Source organism: Mesorhizobium zhangyense, assembly GCF_011045115.1.
Lineage (GTDB): Bacteria > Pseudomonadota > Alphaproteobacteria > Rhizobiales > Rhizobiaceae > Mesorhizobium_M > Mesorhizobium_M zhangyense.
In genome coordinates this window covers 482,596-498,803 of sequence record NZ_JAAKZG010000001.1, presented here as the reverse complement: position 1 = coordinate 498,803, position 16,208 = coordinate 482,596, and the positions used below count along the sequence as shown (strand labels likewise).

At 61.8% G+C, this 16,208-nt stretch carries 11 protein-coding genes; 4 read left to right on the top strand and 7 right to left on the bottom strand.

Features of this window, described 5'->3' with window-relative positions; all coding sequences use genetic code 11:
• Window positions 1-225: 225 nt before the first annotated feature.
• The 3 genes from G6N74_RS02480 to G6N74_RS02470 all read left to right on the top strand — a co-directional run bounded on the left by G6N74_RS02480 (window position 226) and on the right by G6N74_RS02470 (window position 4,116).
• The gene (locus G6N74_RS02480) at window positions 226-2,046 is read left to right on the top strand and encodes an extracellular solute-binding protein (RefSeq protein WP_165113874.1); all 1,821 of its coding nucleotides are present in this window, start codon (window positions 226-228) and stop codon (window positions 2,044-2,046) included.
• A gap of 20 nt (window positions 2,047-2,066) precedes the next feature.
• Window positions 2,067-2,750, top strand: a complete 684-nt coding sequence (locus G6N74_RS02475; RefSeq protein WP_165113872.1) for a DsbA family oxidoreductase — start codon at window positions 2,067-2,069, stop codon at window positions 2,748-2,750.
• A 289-nt stretch (window positions 2,751-3,039) separates the two neighbouring features.
• Window positions 3,040-4,116, top strand: a complete 1,077-nt coding sequence (locus G6N74_RS02470; RefSeq protein WP_165113869.1) for an SGNH hydrolase domain-containing protein — start codon at window positions 3,040-3,042, stop codon at window positions 4,114-4,116.
• Between the two features lie 52 nt (window positions 4,117-4,168).
• On the opposite strand, the gene mfd is transcribed toward G6N74_RS02470, so the two are convergent.
• Window positions 4,169-7,666 (bottom strand): transcription-repair coupling factor, encoded by a 3,498-nt coding sequence (gene mfd, locus G6N74_RS02465; RefSeq protein WP_165113866.1) that lies wholly within the window; start codon window positions 7,664-7,666, stop codon window positions 4,169-4,171.
• A 2-nt stretch (window positions 7,667-7,668) separates the two neighbouring features.
• Window positions 7,669-7,956: an FAD assembly factor SdhE gene (locus tag G6N74_RS02460; protein WP_165113864.1), complete on the bottom strand. Its 288-nt coding sequence runs from the start codon at window positions 7,954-7,956 to the stop codon at window positions 7,669-7,671.
• A 171-nt stretch (window positions 7,957-8,127) separates the two neighbouring features.
• Here G6N74_RS02460 and recG point away from each other — a divergent pair, with 171 nt between their 5' ends.
• Window positions 8,128-10,236, top strand: a complete 2,109-nt coding sequence (recG, locus tag G6N74_RS02455; protein WP_165113861.1) for an ATP-dependent DNA helicase RecG — start codon at window positions 8,128-8,130, stop codon at window positions 10,234-10,236.
• Here the strand turns inward: recG and G6N74_RS02450 are convergent.
• The 5 genes from G6N74_RS02450 to G6N74_RS02430 all read right to left on the bottom strand — a co-directional run bounded on the left by G6N74_RS02450 (window position 10,188) and on the right by G6N74_RS02430 (window position 16,208).
• The gene (locus G6N74_RS02450) at window positions 10,188-10,916 is read right to left on the bottom strand and encodes a DUF502 domain-containing protein (protein WP_165113858.1); all 729 of its coding nucleotides are present in this window, start codon (window positions 10,914-10,916) and stop codon (window positions 10,188-10,190) included. The genes recG and G6N74_RS02450 overlap by 49 nt on opposite strands.
• 232 nt (window positions 10,917-11,148) lie before the next feature.
• Entirely contained in the window at window positions 11,149-12,972 is a 1,824-nt protein-coding gene (gene glmS / locus G6N74_RS02445; RefSeq protein ID WP_165113855.1) for a glutamine--fructose-6-phosphate transaminase (isomerizing), read from the bottom strand.
• A gap of 161 nt (window positions 12,973-13,133) precedes the next feature.
• The gene (gene glmU / locus G6N74_RS02440; protein WP_165113852.1) at window positions 13,134-14,483 is read right to left on the bottom strand and encodes a bifunctional UDP-N-acetylglucosamine diphosphorylase/glucosamine-1-phosphate N-acetyltransferase GlmU; all 1,350 of its coding nucleotides are present in this window, start codon (window positions 14,481-14,483) and stop codon (window positions 13,134-13,136) included.
• Between the two features lie 125 nt (window positions 14,484-14,608).
• Window positions 14,609-15,355 (bottom strand): cytochrome c biogenesis CcdA family protein, encoded by a 747-nt coding sequence (locus G6N74_RS02435; RefSeq protein ID WP_165113850.1) that lies wholly within the window; start codon window positions 15,353-15,355, stop codon window positions 14,609-14,611.
• 115 nt (window positions 15,356-15,470) lie between these two features.
• On the bottom strand, window positions 15,471-16,208 hold the full coding sequence (locus tag G6N74_RS02430; protein WP_165113847.1) for an aspartate/glutamate racemase family protein: 738 nt from the start codon (window positions 16,206-16,208) through the stop codon (window positions 15,471-15,473).

Here is a 16,208-nt window from a genome sequence, read left to right as displayed (position 1 = left end):
CAATTGTTCCCGGAACCGGCTCATGGCGCCGTTCGTAACCGCTACCTGTTGGCTAAATGAGGCAACAGCATGGCTTTTGCGGGCGTGTTACACCGCCTCGCGTTGCGAATCCAGTCCGTTTGCAGCGAATAACCGTGGCAATTCACCTCTAACCTCACAATAGTGCCGCCGTGATAGATTCTTATTCGAATCATCCAGTAATGTTCGAGTGAGGGCTATCTACCAATGCGCCGCATATTTCTATCGCTCTGTGCCGCCATGGCCCTGTTGCCGGCGCTTGGGGCTGCGGCACTGGCCGAGCCAAAGCACGCTGTTGCGATGCAGGGAGAGCCTGCCCTGCCTGAAGATTTTTCGAATTTCCCCTACGTCAATCCGGACGCGCCCAAGGGCGGCAGTGTCACCTATTGCGTGGTCGGCAGCTTCGACAACCTCAACCCCTTCATCATCAAGAGCCTGCGCACCACCGCGCGCGGCATGATCGACACGATCTACGGCAATCTGGTCTTCGAATCGCTGATGCAGCGCAGCATGGACGAGCCTTTTTCGCTTTACGGCCTGCTGGCCGAGTCGATCGACATGCCGGAAGACCGAAAATCGGTCGAATTCCACCTCAACCCGAAGGCAAAATGGTCCGACGGCGAGCCTGTGACGGCAGACGATGTGATCTTCACCTATGAGGTTTACACGGAAAAGGGCCGTCCCCCATACAGTGACCGCATGAAGAAGATCGCCAAGCTCGAAAAGACAGGCGATCTCAGCGTCCGCTTCATTTTCAACGAACTCGCCGACCGCGAATTTCCGCTGATTATCGCGATGACGCCGATCGTGCCGAAGCACTTCTTCAACAAGGAGACTTTCGACCAGACGACGCTGAAGCCGGTGATCGGCAGCGGCCCCTACCGCGTCGGGCAGGTGGCGCCGGGCCAGCGCATCGTCTTCGAACGCAACCCCGACTATTGGGCCAAAGACCTGCCGGTGAAGCGCGGCATCGACAATTTCGACCGCGTCACGCTCGAATATTTCCTGAATGCCAACGCCATGTTCGAGGCTTTCAAGAAAGGCATCTGCTCGACCTTCGCCGAGGCCGACCCGGTCAAGCGCGAGCGCAATTTCAATTTCCCGGCAATGACGGAAGGCAAGGTCGTCTCGGAAGATTTCGAGAGTGGATTGCCACCGGTGGTCAACGGCTTCCTGTTCAACACGCGGCTGCCGAAATTCTCCGACGTTCGCGTGCGCCGCGCGCTCGGCATGCTCTATGATTTCGAATGGGCCAACAAGAACCTGTTCGACGGCCAGTATAAGCGCACGGCGAGCTTCTGGCAGGATTCCGAGCTTTCCGCGCTCGGACGCCCGGCCAGCGAGGCCGAACGCGCGCTTCTTGCCCCCTTCCCCGGCAAGGTGCCTGCGGATGTCATGGACGGCACCTATCGACCGCGGGTAACTGACGGCTCCGGCCGTGATCGCAAGGTGCTGAAGGAGGCATTTGATCTCCTGGAAAGCGCCGGCTACCACGTCGATGGCGGCAAGCTCGTCGGCCCCGACGGTGAGCCGTTCAGCTTCGAGATACTGACCACGTCGCAGACCGAGGAGCGGCTTGCAGCGCTTTATCAGCGTTCGCTGGAGAAGCTCGGCATCGACGTCAACATCCGCGCGCTCGAATCCGACCAGATCCAGATGCGCAAGCAGAACTTTGACTTTGATGTGCTGTTCGGCTCCACCGGCTTCCTCGGGACGCTATCGCCCGGCATCGAACTCACTTTCCGCTGGGGTTCCGAGTCTGCAAATGTCCCGGGATCGTTCAATCTTGCCGGCGTCGCCGATCCGGCAGTCGATGCGATGATCGAGGCGATGCTGCATGCCCGCGACAAGGACAGCTACGTCGCCGCCGTGCGCGCGCTGGATCGCCTGTTGATTTCCGGCGCCTATATGGTGCCGATGCAGCACAACAAGAAAGAGTTCCTTGCCTACTGGGCCAATCTGGAACACCCGGCAAAGACACCTATATTCGGGAACCAGTTTCCGACCTGGTGGCAGAAGCCGAATTGACGGCAAAGGAGGAATTCCCGATGAGCGACGAAAAGCAGTCCATCACCATCGATGTCGTCTCCGACGCCGTTTGCCCTTGGTGCTTCATAGGCCAGAAGCGGCTCGACAAGGCCGTTGCCGCCGTGCCGGAAGTCGACGTGCAGATACGCTGGCGCCCGTTCCAGCTCGACCCGACCATTCCGCTCGAAGGCAAGGACCGCAAGCAATACATGCTGGCGAAGTTCGGCAGCGAGGAGCGCCTGCGCCAGATCCACGCCAATATCGAACCGCTGGGTGAAGCCGAAGGCATCGACTTCGATTTCGAGGCAATCAAGGTCTCGCCCAACACCATCGACGCTCACCGCGTCATGCGCTGGGCCTCGGCTGCCGGCGTGGAAGTGCAGAACAGGCTCGCGCGGCGACTGTTCCAGCTCTATTTCGAAGAAGGCCAGAACATCGGCGACCACGCCGTTCTGACCGAAGCCGCACGCGAGGCCGGCATGGATGCGCCGGTGGTCGAGGCGATGCTTGCCACCGACACCGACCGCGACGCCGTTGCCAACGAAGCCGCCACCGCGTCCCGCATGGGCATCACCGGCGTTCCCTGCTTCCTGCTCGAAGGCAAATACGCCGTCATGGGCGCACAGGAGAGCGACACCCTGGCCGACGCCATCCGCCAGATCGCCGCCGCGAAAGCGCGCGGGGAACTGGAGACGGCTAGCTAACAGCTTTAGACGGCTAGCTAACAGCTTTCTAAGGGTGCATCTATTCATCGCCACGCCCGCATTTTGCGCCTGGCTATTGTCAAGGAACGTTCCTTGCTCATGCAAGGAAGCAGTTCCCGCCGCTACGTTGGCCGCAAGACGCCGGTCGAACTCCTGTAGCGCGTCGCTCGAAGACGCTGCAGAGGCCATTCATAATCAGCTCATGTAAGCCGGCTTTCTTTTTGTAACGAAATGTTGCAGTACGTGAGTGGGTGCTCGGCAGTTTGTCGAGTTGGTTCGGGGGAACCGCATGATCGAAATTGCAGCGAACTCACGCGCTAAGGCGCGTGCGTCTCGGAAGCCGTCATCTGATGTGGTGATAGCACTCGGGATTTTTGGCGTACTGTTCGTCACCTTAGTCACTCTCTTTTCGCTGCATCAGCTCGGCTTCATTCACCGGGTCAATGCTGAGATTGCTCCGTATCAAAGCAACGCTGAAATGTTCCGCTGGCGATGCCCGGAGTACCGAAAGATCGACCAGCTCGGCGGCGGAACCTTGTGCGTGGTGGGCGCCCCGTGGAAGGCAGCGGAAAAGCGCGGCATCCTGTGGGGTGACAGCCATGCCCTCCACTTCGCTCCATTGGTGGATATCACCGCGCGCAAGGCTGGAATATCTCTGGTCGTCTGGTATAAGTGCCCTCCTTATATCGACCAGTTGAATGTCAAACGGTGGAGGCCGCAGCAACCCAGCTACTCGGCCAATTGTGCAAAGAGCCGTGCGGCGGCGATGAACTGGATAGGCAAGTCCGGGGATGCAAAAGTCGTCGTTCTTGCCTCAGCCTGGTACGATGGCCTGTCGACCCTCTACCAGAGAGAAGGTGACAAGCTCTCGTTGACGAACGGTTTGAAGCTGATGGAAATCGGCCTGGCAAAGGCTATCTCCACCATTGACCCGACGAAGCGCGATGTTCTCGTGATGGCTCAGTTCCCGCGTTTTCAAAACGCGCCGCAACCCTGCAACATCGCTCGTATTTCCGGCCTTATGCGCAGGAAATGCGACCCCTCGGCCCTTCAGATATCGACGGCTGAAACAAGGCGGTTGATGGACCCGGTGAACACAGCCCTGGAGAAGGCCGTAGCCACCACCAAGGCTCAACTCATCCAGACGAATGTTAGCGTTTGCCAGTCCGACCAGTGTCTCACACGCCTAAATGGTGAGTTCCTCTACATGGATGCTGGCCACATACGGCGTAATCTTACCCCGCAAACCCGTACGAGATTGGCAAAGATCCTGGGTCTCGATGCCGCATTCGCGAAGATCGGCCGGGGAGCGCTCGCCACCCCAACCGCCGGGCTTCAGATGTTTGGAGCACTGACGCAGGAGTAGGCCATGCGGTCACTGGCGATCGGCTTGCCATTGCTGCCGCCGTGTGAAACTTCTAAGCCGCCTTCTCCACCAGCCTTGCCAACTGCGTCATCACCACTGCCGCGCCGGCGAGGCGCTTTTCGGCGTTGGGCCAATCGCGGATGAAGACGACGCTCTGGTCCGGCCGGATCTTGGCCAGAGACCCCTGCTCCGAGATGTACTTGACCAGACCCGCCGGGTTGGAAAACTCGCGCTTGCGGAAGTGGATGACCACGCCCTTCGGACCGGCATCGAGTTTTTCGACATTGGCCTTGCGGCACAGCGCCTTGATGAAGACGATCTTCAGGAGATGCTGCACCTCTTCCGGCAGCGGGCCGAAGCGGTCGATCAGTTCGGCGGCGAAACCGTCGATCTCTTCCGGCGAATCGAGATCGGCCAGGCGACGGTAGAGCGCCAGCCGCAGCTGCAGGTCCGGCACATAGGATTCCGGGATCATCACTGCCGTGCCGACCGCGATCTGCGGCGACCAGCCGCCGTCGATGACCTCGCCGGTGCCGCGTATTTCGGCAACCGCCTCTTCCAGCATCTGCTGGTAGAGTTCGAAGCCGACCTCCTTGATGTGGCCGGACTGCTCTTCGCCCAAAAGATTGCCTGCACCGCGAATGTCGAGATCGTGGCTGGCAAGCTGGAAGCCTGCGCCGAGCGTATCCAGCGATTGCAGGACTTTCAGGCGGCGATCGGCGGTGTCGGTGAGCTTGCGGTTGGCCGGCAGCGTGAACAGGGCATAAGCGCGCACTTTTGAGCGCCCGACGCGGCCGCGCAGCTGATAGAGCTGGGCCAGGCCGAACATGTCGGCGCGGTGCACGATCAGCGTGTTGGCGGTCGGAATATCGAGGCCGGATTCGACGATGGTCGTTGAAAGCAGAACGTCGTACTGGCCGTCGTAGAAGGCGTTCATGATGTCATCGAGCTCGCCCGGCGGCATCTGGCCATGGGCTGTCGCGACTTTAAGTTCCGGCACAGATTCCTGCAGGAACTGCTTGATTTCATTAAGGTCCGAGATGCGCGGCACGACATAAAAGCTCTGGCCACCGCGATAGCGTTCGCGCAGCAGCGTCTCGCGGATGACCAGCGGGTCGAAGGGCGAAATGAAGGTGCGCACCGCCATGCGGTCGACCGGCGGCGTAGCGATCAGCGACAGCTCGCGCACACCCGTCAGCGCCAGTTGCAGCGTGCGCGGGATCGGCGTGGCCGACAGCGTCAGCACATGCACGTCGCTCTTGAGCTCCTTCAGCCGCTCCTTGTGCTTGACGCCAAAATGCTGCTCCTCGTCGATGATCAGCAGGCCGAGATTCTTAAAGGAGATCGACGCGCCAAGTAGCGCGTGGGTGCCGACGACGATATCGACCGTGCCTTCGGCGATACCCTTCTTGGTCTCGGCGAGTTCCTTCGCGCCGACCAGCCGCGATGCTTGCCGCACGACCAGCGGCAGGCCGGCGAAGCGCTGGGTGAAGGTCTTGAAATGCTGGCGCGACAGAAGTGTGGTCGGCACGACGACGGCGACCTGAAACCCTTCCATGGCGGCGATGAAAGCGGCACGCAGCGCCACTTCGGTCTTGCCGAAACCGACATCGCCGCAGATCAGCCGGTCCATCGGCCTGCCGGCGCCGAGGTCGTCCATGACCGAGTCGATGGCGCGCTGCTGGTCGTCGGTTTCCTCATAGGGGAAGCGGGCCGCGAACTCGCCATAGAGCCCGTCCGGCGGGTTGAGTGCCGGGGCTGAGCGCATCTGGCGCTCGGCGGCAATCTGGATGAGCTGGCCGGCCATTTCGAGCAGCCGCCGCTTGAGCCTCGCCTTGCGCGACTGCCATGCGCCGCCGCCGAGCTTGTCGAGCGGCGCTTCCGCCGAATCCGAGCCGAAGCGCGACAGGAGCTCGATGTTTTCGACCGGCAGAAACAGGCGGTCGTCGCCGGCATAGTGGATTTCAAGGCAGTCATGCGGCGCACCGACCGCTTCGATGGTGCGCAGGCCGATGAAACGGCCGATGCCGTGATCGGCATGAACGACGATGTCGCCGGCCGAGAGCGAGGCTGCTTCTGCAATGAAGTCCGAAGCGCGCTTGCGCTTCTTAGAGCGCCGCACCAGGCGGTCGCCCAAAATGTCCTGTTCGGCGACAACGACGAAGCCGTCCGTCTCGAAACCGGATTCGAGCGGCAGCACGGCAAGACCCGCCTGCCCCACTGTCAGCTTCTCGACATCGGCAAGCGTGGCGACCGGCTTCAGATTGCCGAGGTGGTGCTCGGCAAGAATCTGGCCGAGCCGATCGAGCGAACCCTCCGTCCAGCCGGCGATGACGACGCGGCGCTTGGCGGCGCGCACGTCGCCGATATAGTTCACCGCCGCCTCGAAGACATTGGCGTTGGGATCAGCGCGTTCGAGCTCGAAACTGTGACCGGCCTTCGAGCCGCCATGCAGCAGCTTGCGGCCGCCGGTGTCGGGGGTGTCGAAGGGCGTGAACTCGACCGCGGCGTGATCGGACAGTGCCGCCGTCACGTCTTCGGGCGAAAGATACATTTTTGCCGGCGGCACCGGCTTGTAGGGCACGGCATCCTTCAGCGCACCGTCGGCCTGCTGCCTGCGCGACTCGTAGTAGTCGACGATCAGCGTATGGCGCTCGACAAGCGCCTCGCGGGCGAGATGGTCGAATACGAAAGGCGCGGTCGGCAGATAGTCGAAAATCGTCTCGAGCCGCTCGTAGAAGAAGGGCAGCCAGTGCTCCATGCCGGCGAAGCGGCGGCCTTCGCTGATGGCAGCATAAAGCCCGTCATCACGCGCGGGAGCGCCGAACGCCTCGATATAGGAGCGGCGGAAGCGGCTGATCGCTTCGGGCGTCAGCGCCACTTCGCTCATCGGCTGAAGCGTGAGCGCCTTGCGCTGGCCGGTGGTGCGCTGCGTGGCGACGTCGAAGGCGCGGATCGATTCCAGCGTATCGCCGAAGAAGTCGAGCCGCAGAGCCTCGGTCGAGCCGGGCGCGAAGAGGTCGAGGATGCCGCCGCGCACGGCGAATTCGCCGACATCGCGCACGGTAGCAACGCGGTCGAAGCCGGAATTATCGAGCCGCGAGATCAGCGCATTCATGTTGATCTGACCGCCGGACCTGGCGTGGAACGTCTGCGCCTCGATCGCGGCAGCCGGCGGGATGCGCTGCAAGAGCGCATTGGCGGTGGTGAGGATGACGGCGCGATGCGGCTTCTTGGCCAGCGCGGTCATCGCCGCCATGGCATCGAGGCGGCGGGCGGCGGCATCTGCTCCGGGCGAGACGCGGTCATAGGGCAAACAATCCCAGGCCGGGAATTCCAGCACCGGAAGATCGGGGGCGGCGAATGCCAGCGCCTCGACGATCGCCGGCAGGCGCTGGCCGTCACGCGCAACGAAGATCACCGGCGCGTCGGACACTGTCTCGGCCACGGCCTGGGCTAGCGCGAAGGCTTCATAGCCATCAGCAACGCCATCGACGATGAACTGGCCGATGCCGCCCTTGGGCAGTCCGATTTTCTTGATCAGGCTCATTTTCAGAAACTCATGGCCTGGCGTGAGGCCAGAATCTTGCGGAACATCGCTGTGTCGTGTTCCGGCGGGATGGTCTGCTCGCCGGTGATCCAGGACAACAGGTCGGCGTCCTGCAGTTCCAGCACCGCGTCATATGCGTCCAGTTCGGAATCGGACAAGGCGTGAATGGTGGTATCGGCAAAAGCGCCGAGAATCAGGTCCATCTCTCGCATGCCGCGATGCCACGAACGGAACAGCAGCTTGCGCCGGCGCGCATCGAGCCCCTCACTTGATCGCGTCATGCCTGTCATTGTTTCGCATTCCTGATTGCCGAGTGGCGCATATAGCGTGGATGACGCTGCCTGTCAGCCTTGCAACCGCTCTCGCAGTGCCTAAGAGTCGGCTGGTGGAAATCATGCTGACAACTTCTCCCCGTTCCGGACCTGCGGTCCAAGCCTCCCGATCGTCGGGAGCGTAAAACCGTGCGCCCCAATATTCTCGACCCGCTTTTCGTCTCCATCACCTCGCTTGCCGGCGTTGGGCCGAAGGTTGCCGAACTGATCAAGAAGATCGTGCCCGCCGATATTTCGGATCGCGAGGCGCGCGCCGGCGATCTGATCTTCACGCTGCCGCATTCGGTGATCGACCGGCGCAACCGGCCGGGCATAGCGCTGGCACCCTCCGGCGCCATCGTGACACTGGAAGTGCGCATCGACCGGCACCAGCCGCCACCGCGCGGCAACAAGTCGGTGCCGTATAGGGTCTACGCCTTCGACGATACCGGTGAGATCGCGCTGACATTCTTCCACGCCAACACCGGCTGGCTCGAAAAGGCGATGCCGGTTGGTGAGGATGTGGTGGTCAGCGGCCGCATGGAGTGGTTCAACGGCCGCCCGAGCATGGTCCATCCCGATCATATCGCGCGCGTAGGCGATACCGAAAGCCTGCCGCTGGTCGAGCCGGTCTATCCGCTGACGGCTGGATTGTCCGGAAAAGTGCTGCGCCGCGCCATCGGCCAGGCGCTGGAACGCGTGCCGGCGCTGCCCGAATGGCTCAATCCGGATGTCATGCGCCGGCAAAGCTTTCCCGCCTTTGGCGAGGCGCTGGGCCGCATACACAACCCCGCCGATCCGATCGATGTCCTGCCCGACAGTGCTGCGTGGCGGCGGCTTGCCTATGACGAGTTCCTGGCCGGGCAGATTTCGCTGGCGCTGGTGCGCGCGACGGTGCGGCGGCTTTCCGGCAGGCCGCTTGCAGGCGACGGCCGGCTGATCGCCGCATTGCGAAACGCCCTGCCCTACAAGCTTACCCAATCGCAGACGCAGGCGCTGGCTGAGATCGATGCCGACCTGCAGAAACCGGAGCGCATGCTGCGCCTGCTGCAAGGCGATGTCGGCTCCGGCAAGACGGTGGTGGCGCTGCTTGCCATGGCGCGCGCCGTCGAGGCCGGCGGACAGGCCGCCCTGATGGCGCCGACTGAAATCCTCGCGCGCCAGCATTTCGCCACCATCGCGCCGCTGGTCGAAAAGATGGGCTTGCGCGTTGCCGTGTTGACTGGGCGGGAAAAGGGACGCGAGCGCGTGGAAATCCTTGCCGGGCTGGAAAGCGGCGCGATCAATATCGTTGTAGGCACCCATGCGCTGTTTCAGGAAACCGTGCAATTCCGCGATCTGGCGCTTGTCGTGGTCGATGAGCAGCACCGTTTTGGCGTGCATCAGCGGCTGGCGATCACTGCCAAGGGTGATGCACCCGACATGCTGGTGATGACGGCGACGCCGATACCGCGCACGCTGGTTCTGTCCGCCTTCGGTGACATGGATGTCTCACGGCTGACGGAAAAACCGGCCGGCCGCCAGCCGATCCGCACCGTCACACTGCCGCTGGAGCGGCTTGATGAACTGGTCGGGCGCATGCGTGATGCCGTGGCCGACGGCCAGAAAGTCTATTGGATCTGCCCGCTTGTGGAAGAATCCGAAGAGATCAAACTAATGTCGGCGGAAGACCGTTTTGCCTCGCTGAAACCGGTTTTCGGCGATGCGGCCGGCCTCGTCCATGGCCGCATGAAGGGCGCAGAAAAGGACGAGGCGATGCGCGCCTTCAAGGAGGGCGAAACGCGCATCCTGATCGCCACCACGGTCATCGAGGTCGGCGTCGACGTGCCCGACGCGACGATCATCGTCATAGAGCATGCCGAGCGCTTTGGCCTCGCCCAGCTTCACCAGTTGCGCGGCCGTGTCGGGCGCGGCGCCAAGGCCTCGACCTGCGTTCTACTTTATAAAGACCCGCTCGGCGAAACGGCCAAGCGCCGTCTTTCGGTGATGCGCGAGACGGAGGACGGCTTCCGCATATCGGAAGAGGATTTGAAACTGCGCGGCGAAGGCGAGTTGCTGGGCACGCGCCAATCCGGCACGCCGGGCTTTCAAGTGGCGCGCATCGAGACGCATGCCGACCTGCTGGAAATCGCTCGCGACGACGCCCGACTGCTGCTGACGCGCGATCCGGACCTCAAGTCTGCGCGCGGCCAAGCGATACGGATGCTGCTTTATTTGTTCGGGCGGGATGAGGCGGTGCGGCTGCTGAGGGCCGGCTGAGCGACTTCCTCAAGCGTCGGATTGGCTATCGATACGAGTTTTTTGCCTTTTATCTTGACCATTTTCTTGCCCATGTCGGGCGTCACCAGCCCGGCGGAGACGATGAGCTTGGCGCCGTCCTCGATGCTCATGTCGAGTACGATGACCTGGGATTTTGGCACATACATCAGGAACCCGGTCGTCGGATTGGGCGTGCATGGCATGAAGACGGCAATCAGCGGGTCGTCATTCTGGTCGAGCTTGTCATTGATCTCGGTGCGTTTCTCGCCGGCAACGAAAACGATCGACCATACGTCCTTGCGGGGATATTCGACCATTCCAACGGTGCGGAACATCTCGTTCTTGTTCGAAAGAACCGTCTCAAAAATCTGCTTCAAGCTGCTGTAAATGCTGCGGATAAGCGGCATACGCCCTAACACCCGCTCGCCCAGAGAGACGATCGAGCGGCCGATGAAATTGGCGGTCAGGAAGCCGACCAGCGTAATCAGCAGCAGCGCCACGATGAGGCCGAAACCCGGCACGGCGAACGGCAGATAGTGATCGGGATTATAGCGGTACGGAATGTAGGGCTTTACCCAGGAATCGACCCAGCCGACGAAAGACCACGCCAGATAGGCGGTGATTGCCAGCGGCGCCGTCACGATGAAGCCGGTTAGAAAATAGTTTCGCAGACGGCCCATGCAGCACTTCCGATTTGTAGCTGAGTGTTGCGGTGCGATATCGCAACGCCCCCGCCATAGTCTTAGACCATCACCCCGAGCGGTGGGAATCGTTTTTGCGACCTGCCGGACACGGTTTTGTCAGGACAGCACTCTATGTCCCAAGAAAGCACGTGACGGGTGATCGAAGGCATGGAATCCGGGGTGGATTGAGAACGCCGCTGCCGGTTGCCTCAGACAGCGGCGTTTTTCGTTATTCGACCGTCACCGACTTCGCCAGATTGCGCGGCTGGTCGACGTCCGTGCCCATGAAGACGGCCGTGTAATAGGCTAGCATCTGGATCGGTAGTGCGTAGACGATCGGCGTGATGATCTCAGGCATATCGGGCAGAATGATCGTTTCCATCGTCTTGATGCCGGCCTGATCCGCACCTTTCTGGTCGGTAATCAGAATGATCTTGCCGCCGCGCGCCGCCACTTCCTGCATGTTCGAGACGGTTTTCTCGAAAATGCGGTCATGCGGCGCGATGACAATCACCGGCATGTTCTCGTCGATCAGCGCAATCGGCCCGTGCTTCAACTCGCCGGCGGCGTAGCCTTCGGCGTGGATATACGAGATTTCCTTGAGCTTTAGCGCACCTTCCATGGCCAGCGGATAGTTGGTGTCGCGGCCGAGATAGAGCACGTGCTTGTAGCGTGAAAGTTCCCGCGCGATCTTTTCGATCTGCTCCTCGAGCTTGAGCACATGGTTGGCGAAACGCGGTGCTTCGGACAGTTCGCGCACCAGCGTCTTTTCCTGTTCGCGAGAGATCGTGCCGCGCGCCACGCCGGCCCGCACGGCCAGCGAAGCGAGAACCGAAAGCTGGCAAGTGAAGGCCTTGGTCGAGGCAACGCCGATTTCCGGCCCGGCAAGGGTCGGCAGGATCACGTCGGATTCGCGCGCGATGGTCGATTCGCGGACATTGACGATAGCCCCGATCGGAACGCCGGCCTTGCGGCAGTAGCGCAGCGAGGCAAGCGTGTCGGCGGTCTCGCCCGATTGCGAGATGAAGAAGGCGGCGCTGTTCTTCGAGATCGGCATTTCGCGGTAGCGGAACTCCGATGCGACATCGATATCGACCGGCAGGCGGGCGATACGCTCGAACCAGTATTTGCCGATCAACCCGCTGAGATAGGCCGTGCCGCAGGCCGAAATCGCCAGCCTGTCGATCTTGGCGAAATCGAACGGCAGGTCGAGCGGTTTTGAGACGCCATCGGTGAAATCCACGTAATTCGCCAGCGTATGCGAAATGACTTCCGGCTGTTCATGGATTTCCTTTTCCATGAAATGGCGGCGGTTGCCCTTGTCGACCATGAAGCTGGTGCTGAGCGACTGCTGGCGCCTGCGCTCGACCGCGTTGCCGTCCATGTCGAAGATACCGACCTCGTTGCGGCGCACGACCGCCCAGTCGCCGTCTTCGAGATAGGTGATCGAATTGGTGAAGGGGGCGAGCGCGATGGCGTCGGAGCCGAGATACATCTCGCCGTCGCCGTGACCGACGGCCAGCGGCGGGCCGTTGCGGGCGCCGACGATCAGGTTGTCGTCGCCCTGGAACATGATCGCCAGCGCGAATGCGCCTTCAAGGCGCTTCAGCGCGCCATGCGCGGCATCGACCGGGCTGGCGCCGCGCTTCAGTTCGCGCGCGACGAGATGCGCCACGACTTCGGTATCCGTCTGGGAAACGAATTCGTAGCCGTCAGCCTTCAACTCGTTCCGCAACTCCGCGAAATTCTCGATGATGCCGTTGTGGACGACTGCAACGCCATTGGAGAAATGCGGGTGCGCGTTGGTCTCGTTCGGCACGCCATGGGTCGCCCAGCGCGTATGGCCGATGCCGATATTGCCGTCGAGCGGCTCGGCGTTCAGCCGTTGCTCGAGATTGACGAGCTTTCCCTCGGCGCGGCGGCGGCCAAGCTGGCCGCCTTCGACGGTCGCTACGCCCGCCGAGTCATAGCCGCGATATTCAAGCCGCTTCAATGCGTCGACGATAAGCGGCGCTACCGATGTCCGGCCGACGATCCCAACAATTCCGCACATGGTCCGGTTGCCCCTATTCCCGCAAACTTCCCCCTGCCGCTATCTAGTCAGTGTGGCGGCGGCGCGGAAGTCACATTCCGTATCTTCTGGTATCAGCTTTATGGCTATGGAGGATGACCCCCACAGCGTCCAGCGTATGCGCTTCGAATAACCGTTTCGGGTTACTTTTTCGCTGCATTGGCGCGGCGTTCGCGCAATTCGCGTGCCTTGTCGGGCAAGGTCTTTTGCCGAGCGCGTCCGAATGCCAGTGCGTCCGCCGGTACGTTCTCGGTGATGACGCTGCCCGAGGCGACATAGGCGCGCTCGCCGATGGTGATCGGCGCGACAAGCGACGAGTTCGAGCCGATGAAGGCGCCAGGGCCAATGTCGGTGAAGAATTTCGAGTAGCCGTCATAATTGCAGGTGATGGTGCCCGCCCCGATATTGGCGCCCTGCCCGACACGCGCGTCGCCGATATAGGTAAGGTGATTGACCTTCGCGCCGGCCTCGATCGTCGCCTTCTTGACCTCGCAGAAATTGCCGACCTTGGCCTTTTCCCGAAGATCGGCGCCTGGCCGCAGCCGCGCGAAGGGTCCGACATCGGCGCTGGGACCGATAAGAGCCCCTTCGATGTGGCTGAAGGCGTGGATCTTCACGCCAGATGCGACTTTCACGCCGGGACCGAAAAAGACGCTCGGCTCGATAATGGTTTCCGCACCGATTTCCGTATCGTGCGAGAAGAAGACGGTTTCGGGCGCGATCATGGTCACGCCAGAGAGCATCATCTCGCGGCGCTTGCGCTTCTGCCAGATGGCTTCTGCCTCGGCGAGCTCGGCGCGATTGTTGATGCCGAGAACGCTTTCGAAACTCGCTTCGGTCGCCGTCACTGCCAGGCCGGCTGCGTCGGCGATTTCGACGATGTCGGTCAGGTAGAATTCGCCCTTCGCATTGGCATTGCCGACGGCGTCGAGCAGTTTCAGCGCGTGCGCACCCGAAATGGCCATGATGCCGGCATTGCAGAAACCGATCTTGCGCTCTTCGTCGCTGCAATCCTTGTCTTCCCGGATCGCGACAAGCTTGCCGTTCTTTTCGATCAGGCGGCCATAACCGGAAGGATCGGGCGGGCGAAAGCCGATCACGACCACGGCAGCGCCTTCCCCGAGTTTCGTCCGTGCGGCAGAAAGCGAACCCGCCTCCAGCAGCGGCGTATCGCCGAACAGCACAAGGATATCGTCATAACCGCGCGCGATCGCCTTTCGAGCGGCAAGCACAGCATGCGCCGTACCGAGCCGTTCCTCCTGAACGAAGGTCTCCGTGCCCGGCGCGAAGGACGCGGCCGCCTCCCGCATCTGCTCGGCTCCGAAGCCGACGACCAGAGCGAGATCGCCAGCGCCGGCGGCCTTTGCGGCGTTGGCGACATGCGCGACCATCGGCAGGCCGGCTATCTTGTGAAGCACCTTGGGCGACGCGCTTTTCATGCGCGTGCCCTCGCCGGCGGCAAGGATGATCGACAGGCAGGATCTAGCGGTCATGGCGATTTCCGGAAAGAAACAGGAAGATTCGTCGCAGTTCTAGCACTGCTTCCTTCCTGCTCCAATGCGGCTGAAATTCGATGCGTCGGCAGAATTACAGCCGATCTGCACCGGCCGATACGTCGTCAGCCCAGCTTGCCGAGCGTCGGAAAGGTTTCCAGAAGCCAGTAGGAAGCGCTCTGGACGCCGCCGGTAAGGAAGAACACGCCGGCCAATACCAGAAGCGCGCCGATGACTTTCTCGACGCGGCCAAGATGCACGCGGAACTTGCCGAGAAAGCGCATGAATGCACCGGAAAAGAAGGCCGCCAGCAGGAACGGAATACCGAGCCCGAGCGAATAGGCCGCAAGCAACAGCGCGCCTTCGCTGACCGTTTCGCGTCCGCCGGCAAGCGTCAGGATCGGCCCGAGCACCGGCCCGATGCAAGGCGTCCAGCCGAAAGCGAAAGCGAGTCCCATGGCATAGGCAGCGACCGTGCTGGCGGGCTTGCCTTCCGACTGGAAGCGCGCCTCGCGCGACAGGAACGGGATTTTCAGGACGCCGAGGAAGTTGAGCCCCATCAGGATGATGAGCACGCCGGCCGCCATCGCCAGCGGTTCCTGCCAGACGCGCAGAAGCCGTCCGATCGTCGAAGCACCAGCACCGAGCGCCACGAATACGGTGGAAAATCCCAGGACGAAGGCAACCGATGTTATCAGAAGTGCGTTTCGGGTGGCCGACTTGGCAACCTTTCCACCCTCGGCACGAAAATCATCGACCGAAACGCCGGCCATATAGCAGAGGTAAGGCGGCACCAGCGGCAGCACGCAGGGCGACAGGAACGAAAGCGCCCCTGCCCCGATCGCACTCAGATAGCCGACATCCAACGCCATGATTCCCCGCAACAATTGGGTTTGCGCTGCATATAGCCGTCAGAAGGCGCCGCCTCCAATCACGACTGCGTGGCAGATCGTCGCCTCGGGACCTTACGAACGGAAAACTAGCAGACTAGAGGGCTTGTGGCGCAAAAGAACTCAGAGCACCAACATAAGGCTTGATGACCGGGCGGGCATAGGCGCCGCGCTTACTGGTCTTGAGCCCCAGCGAGATGAGCGCCTCGGCTTGCTTGACGGCAGCACTGACCCCGTCGATCACAGGCACGCCGAACTCGTCCTGGAATGCTCGTGCCAGGTCCGCCATGCCGGCGCATCCCAGAACGATAGCTTCGGCGCGGTCCTCGTCGAGCGCCCGGCGAATTTCATGCGCCAGCTTCGCCTTTGCCCCGGAGGCCGGATCCTCCAGCGAAAGAACAGGGATATCGGCAGCACGCACGCGCACCCTGCCTGCCATTCCATATCGCTGCACCAGATTCTCGATCGGAATGCGCGAACGCTCAAGCGTGGTCACGACAGAGAAGCGCGGGGCCAGAAAGGCAGCGGTGGCAAGCGCGGCCTCGCATATGCCGATCACCGGCATGTTTGCCATGGCTCGCGCGGCATCCAGGCCGGTATCGTCGAAGCAGGCGATGATTGCAGCATCTGCTCCGTTACGTTCTCCCGAGGCGATTTCTGCCAGCATTCCGGGAACGGCCAGCGCCTCATCGTAATATCCCTCAATCGAAACCGGCCCCATGCGCGACGTGACGGCAACGATCTCGCTTTCGCGGGACACGGCACCCCGCGCAGCATCGGCGATCGTCGCCGTCATGCTCTCGGTCGTGTTCGGATTGACGACAAGAATACGCAT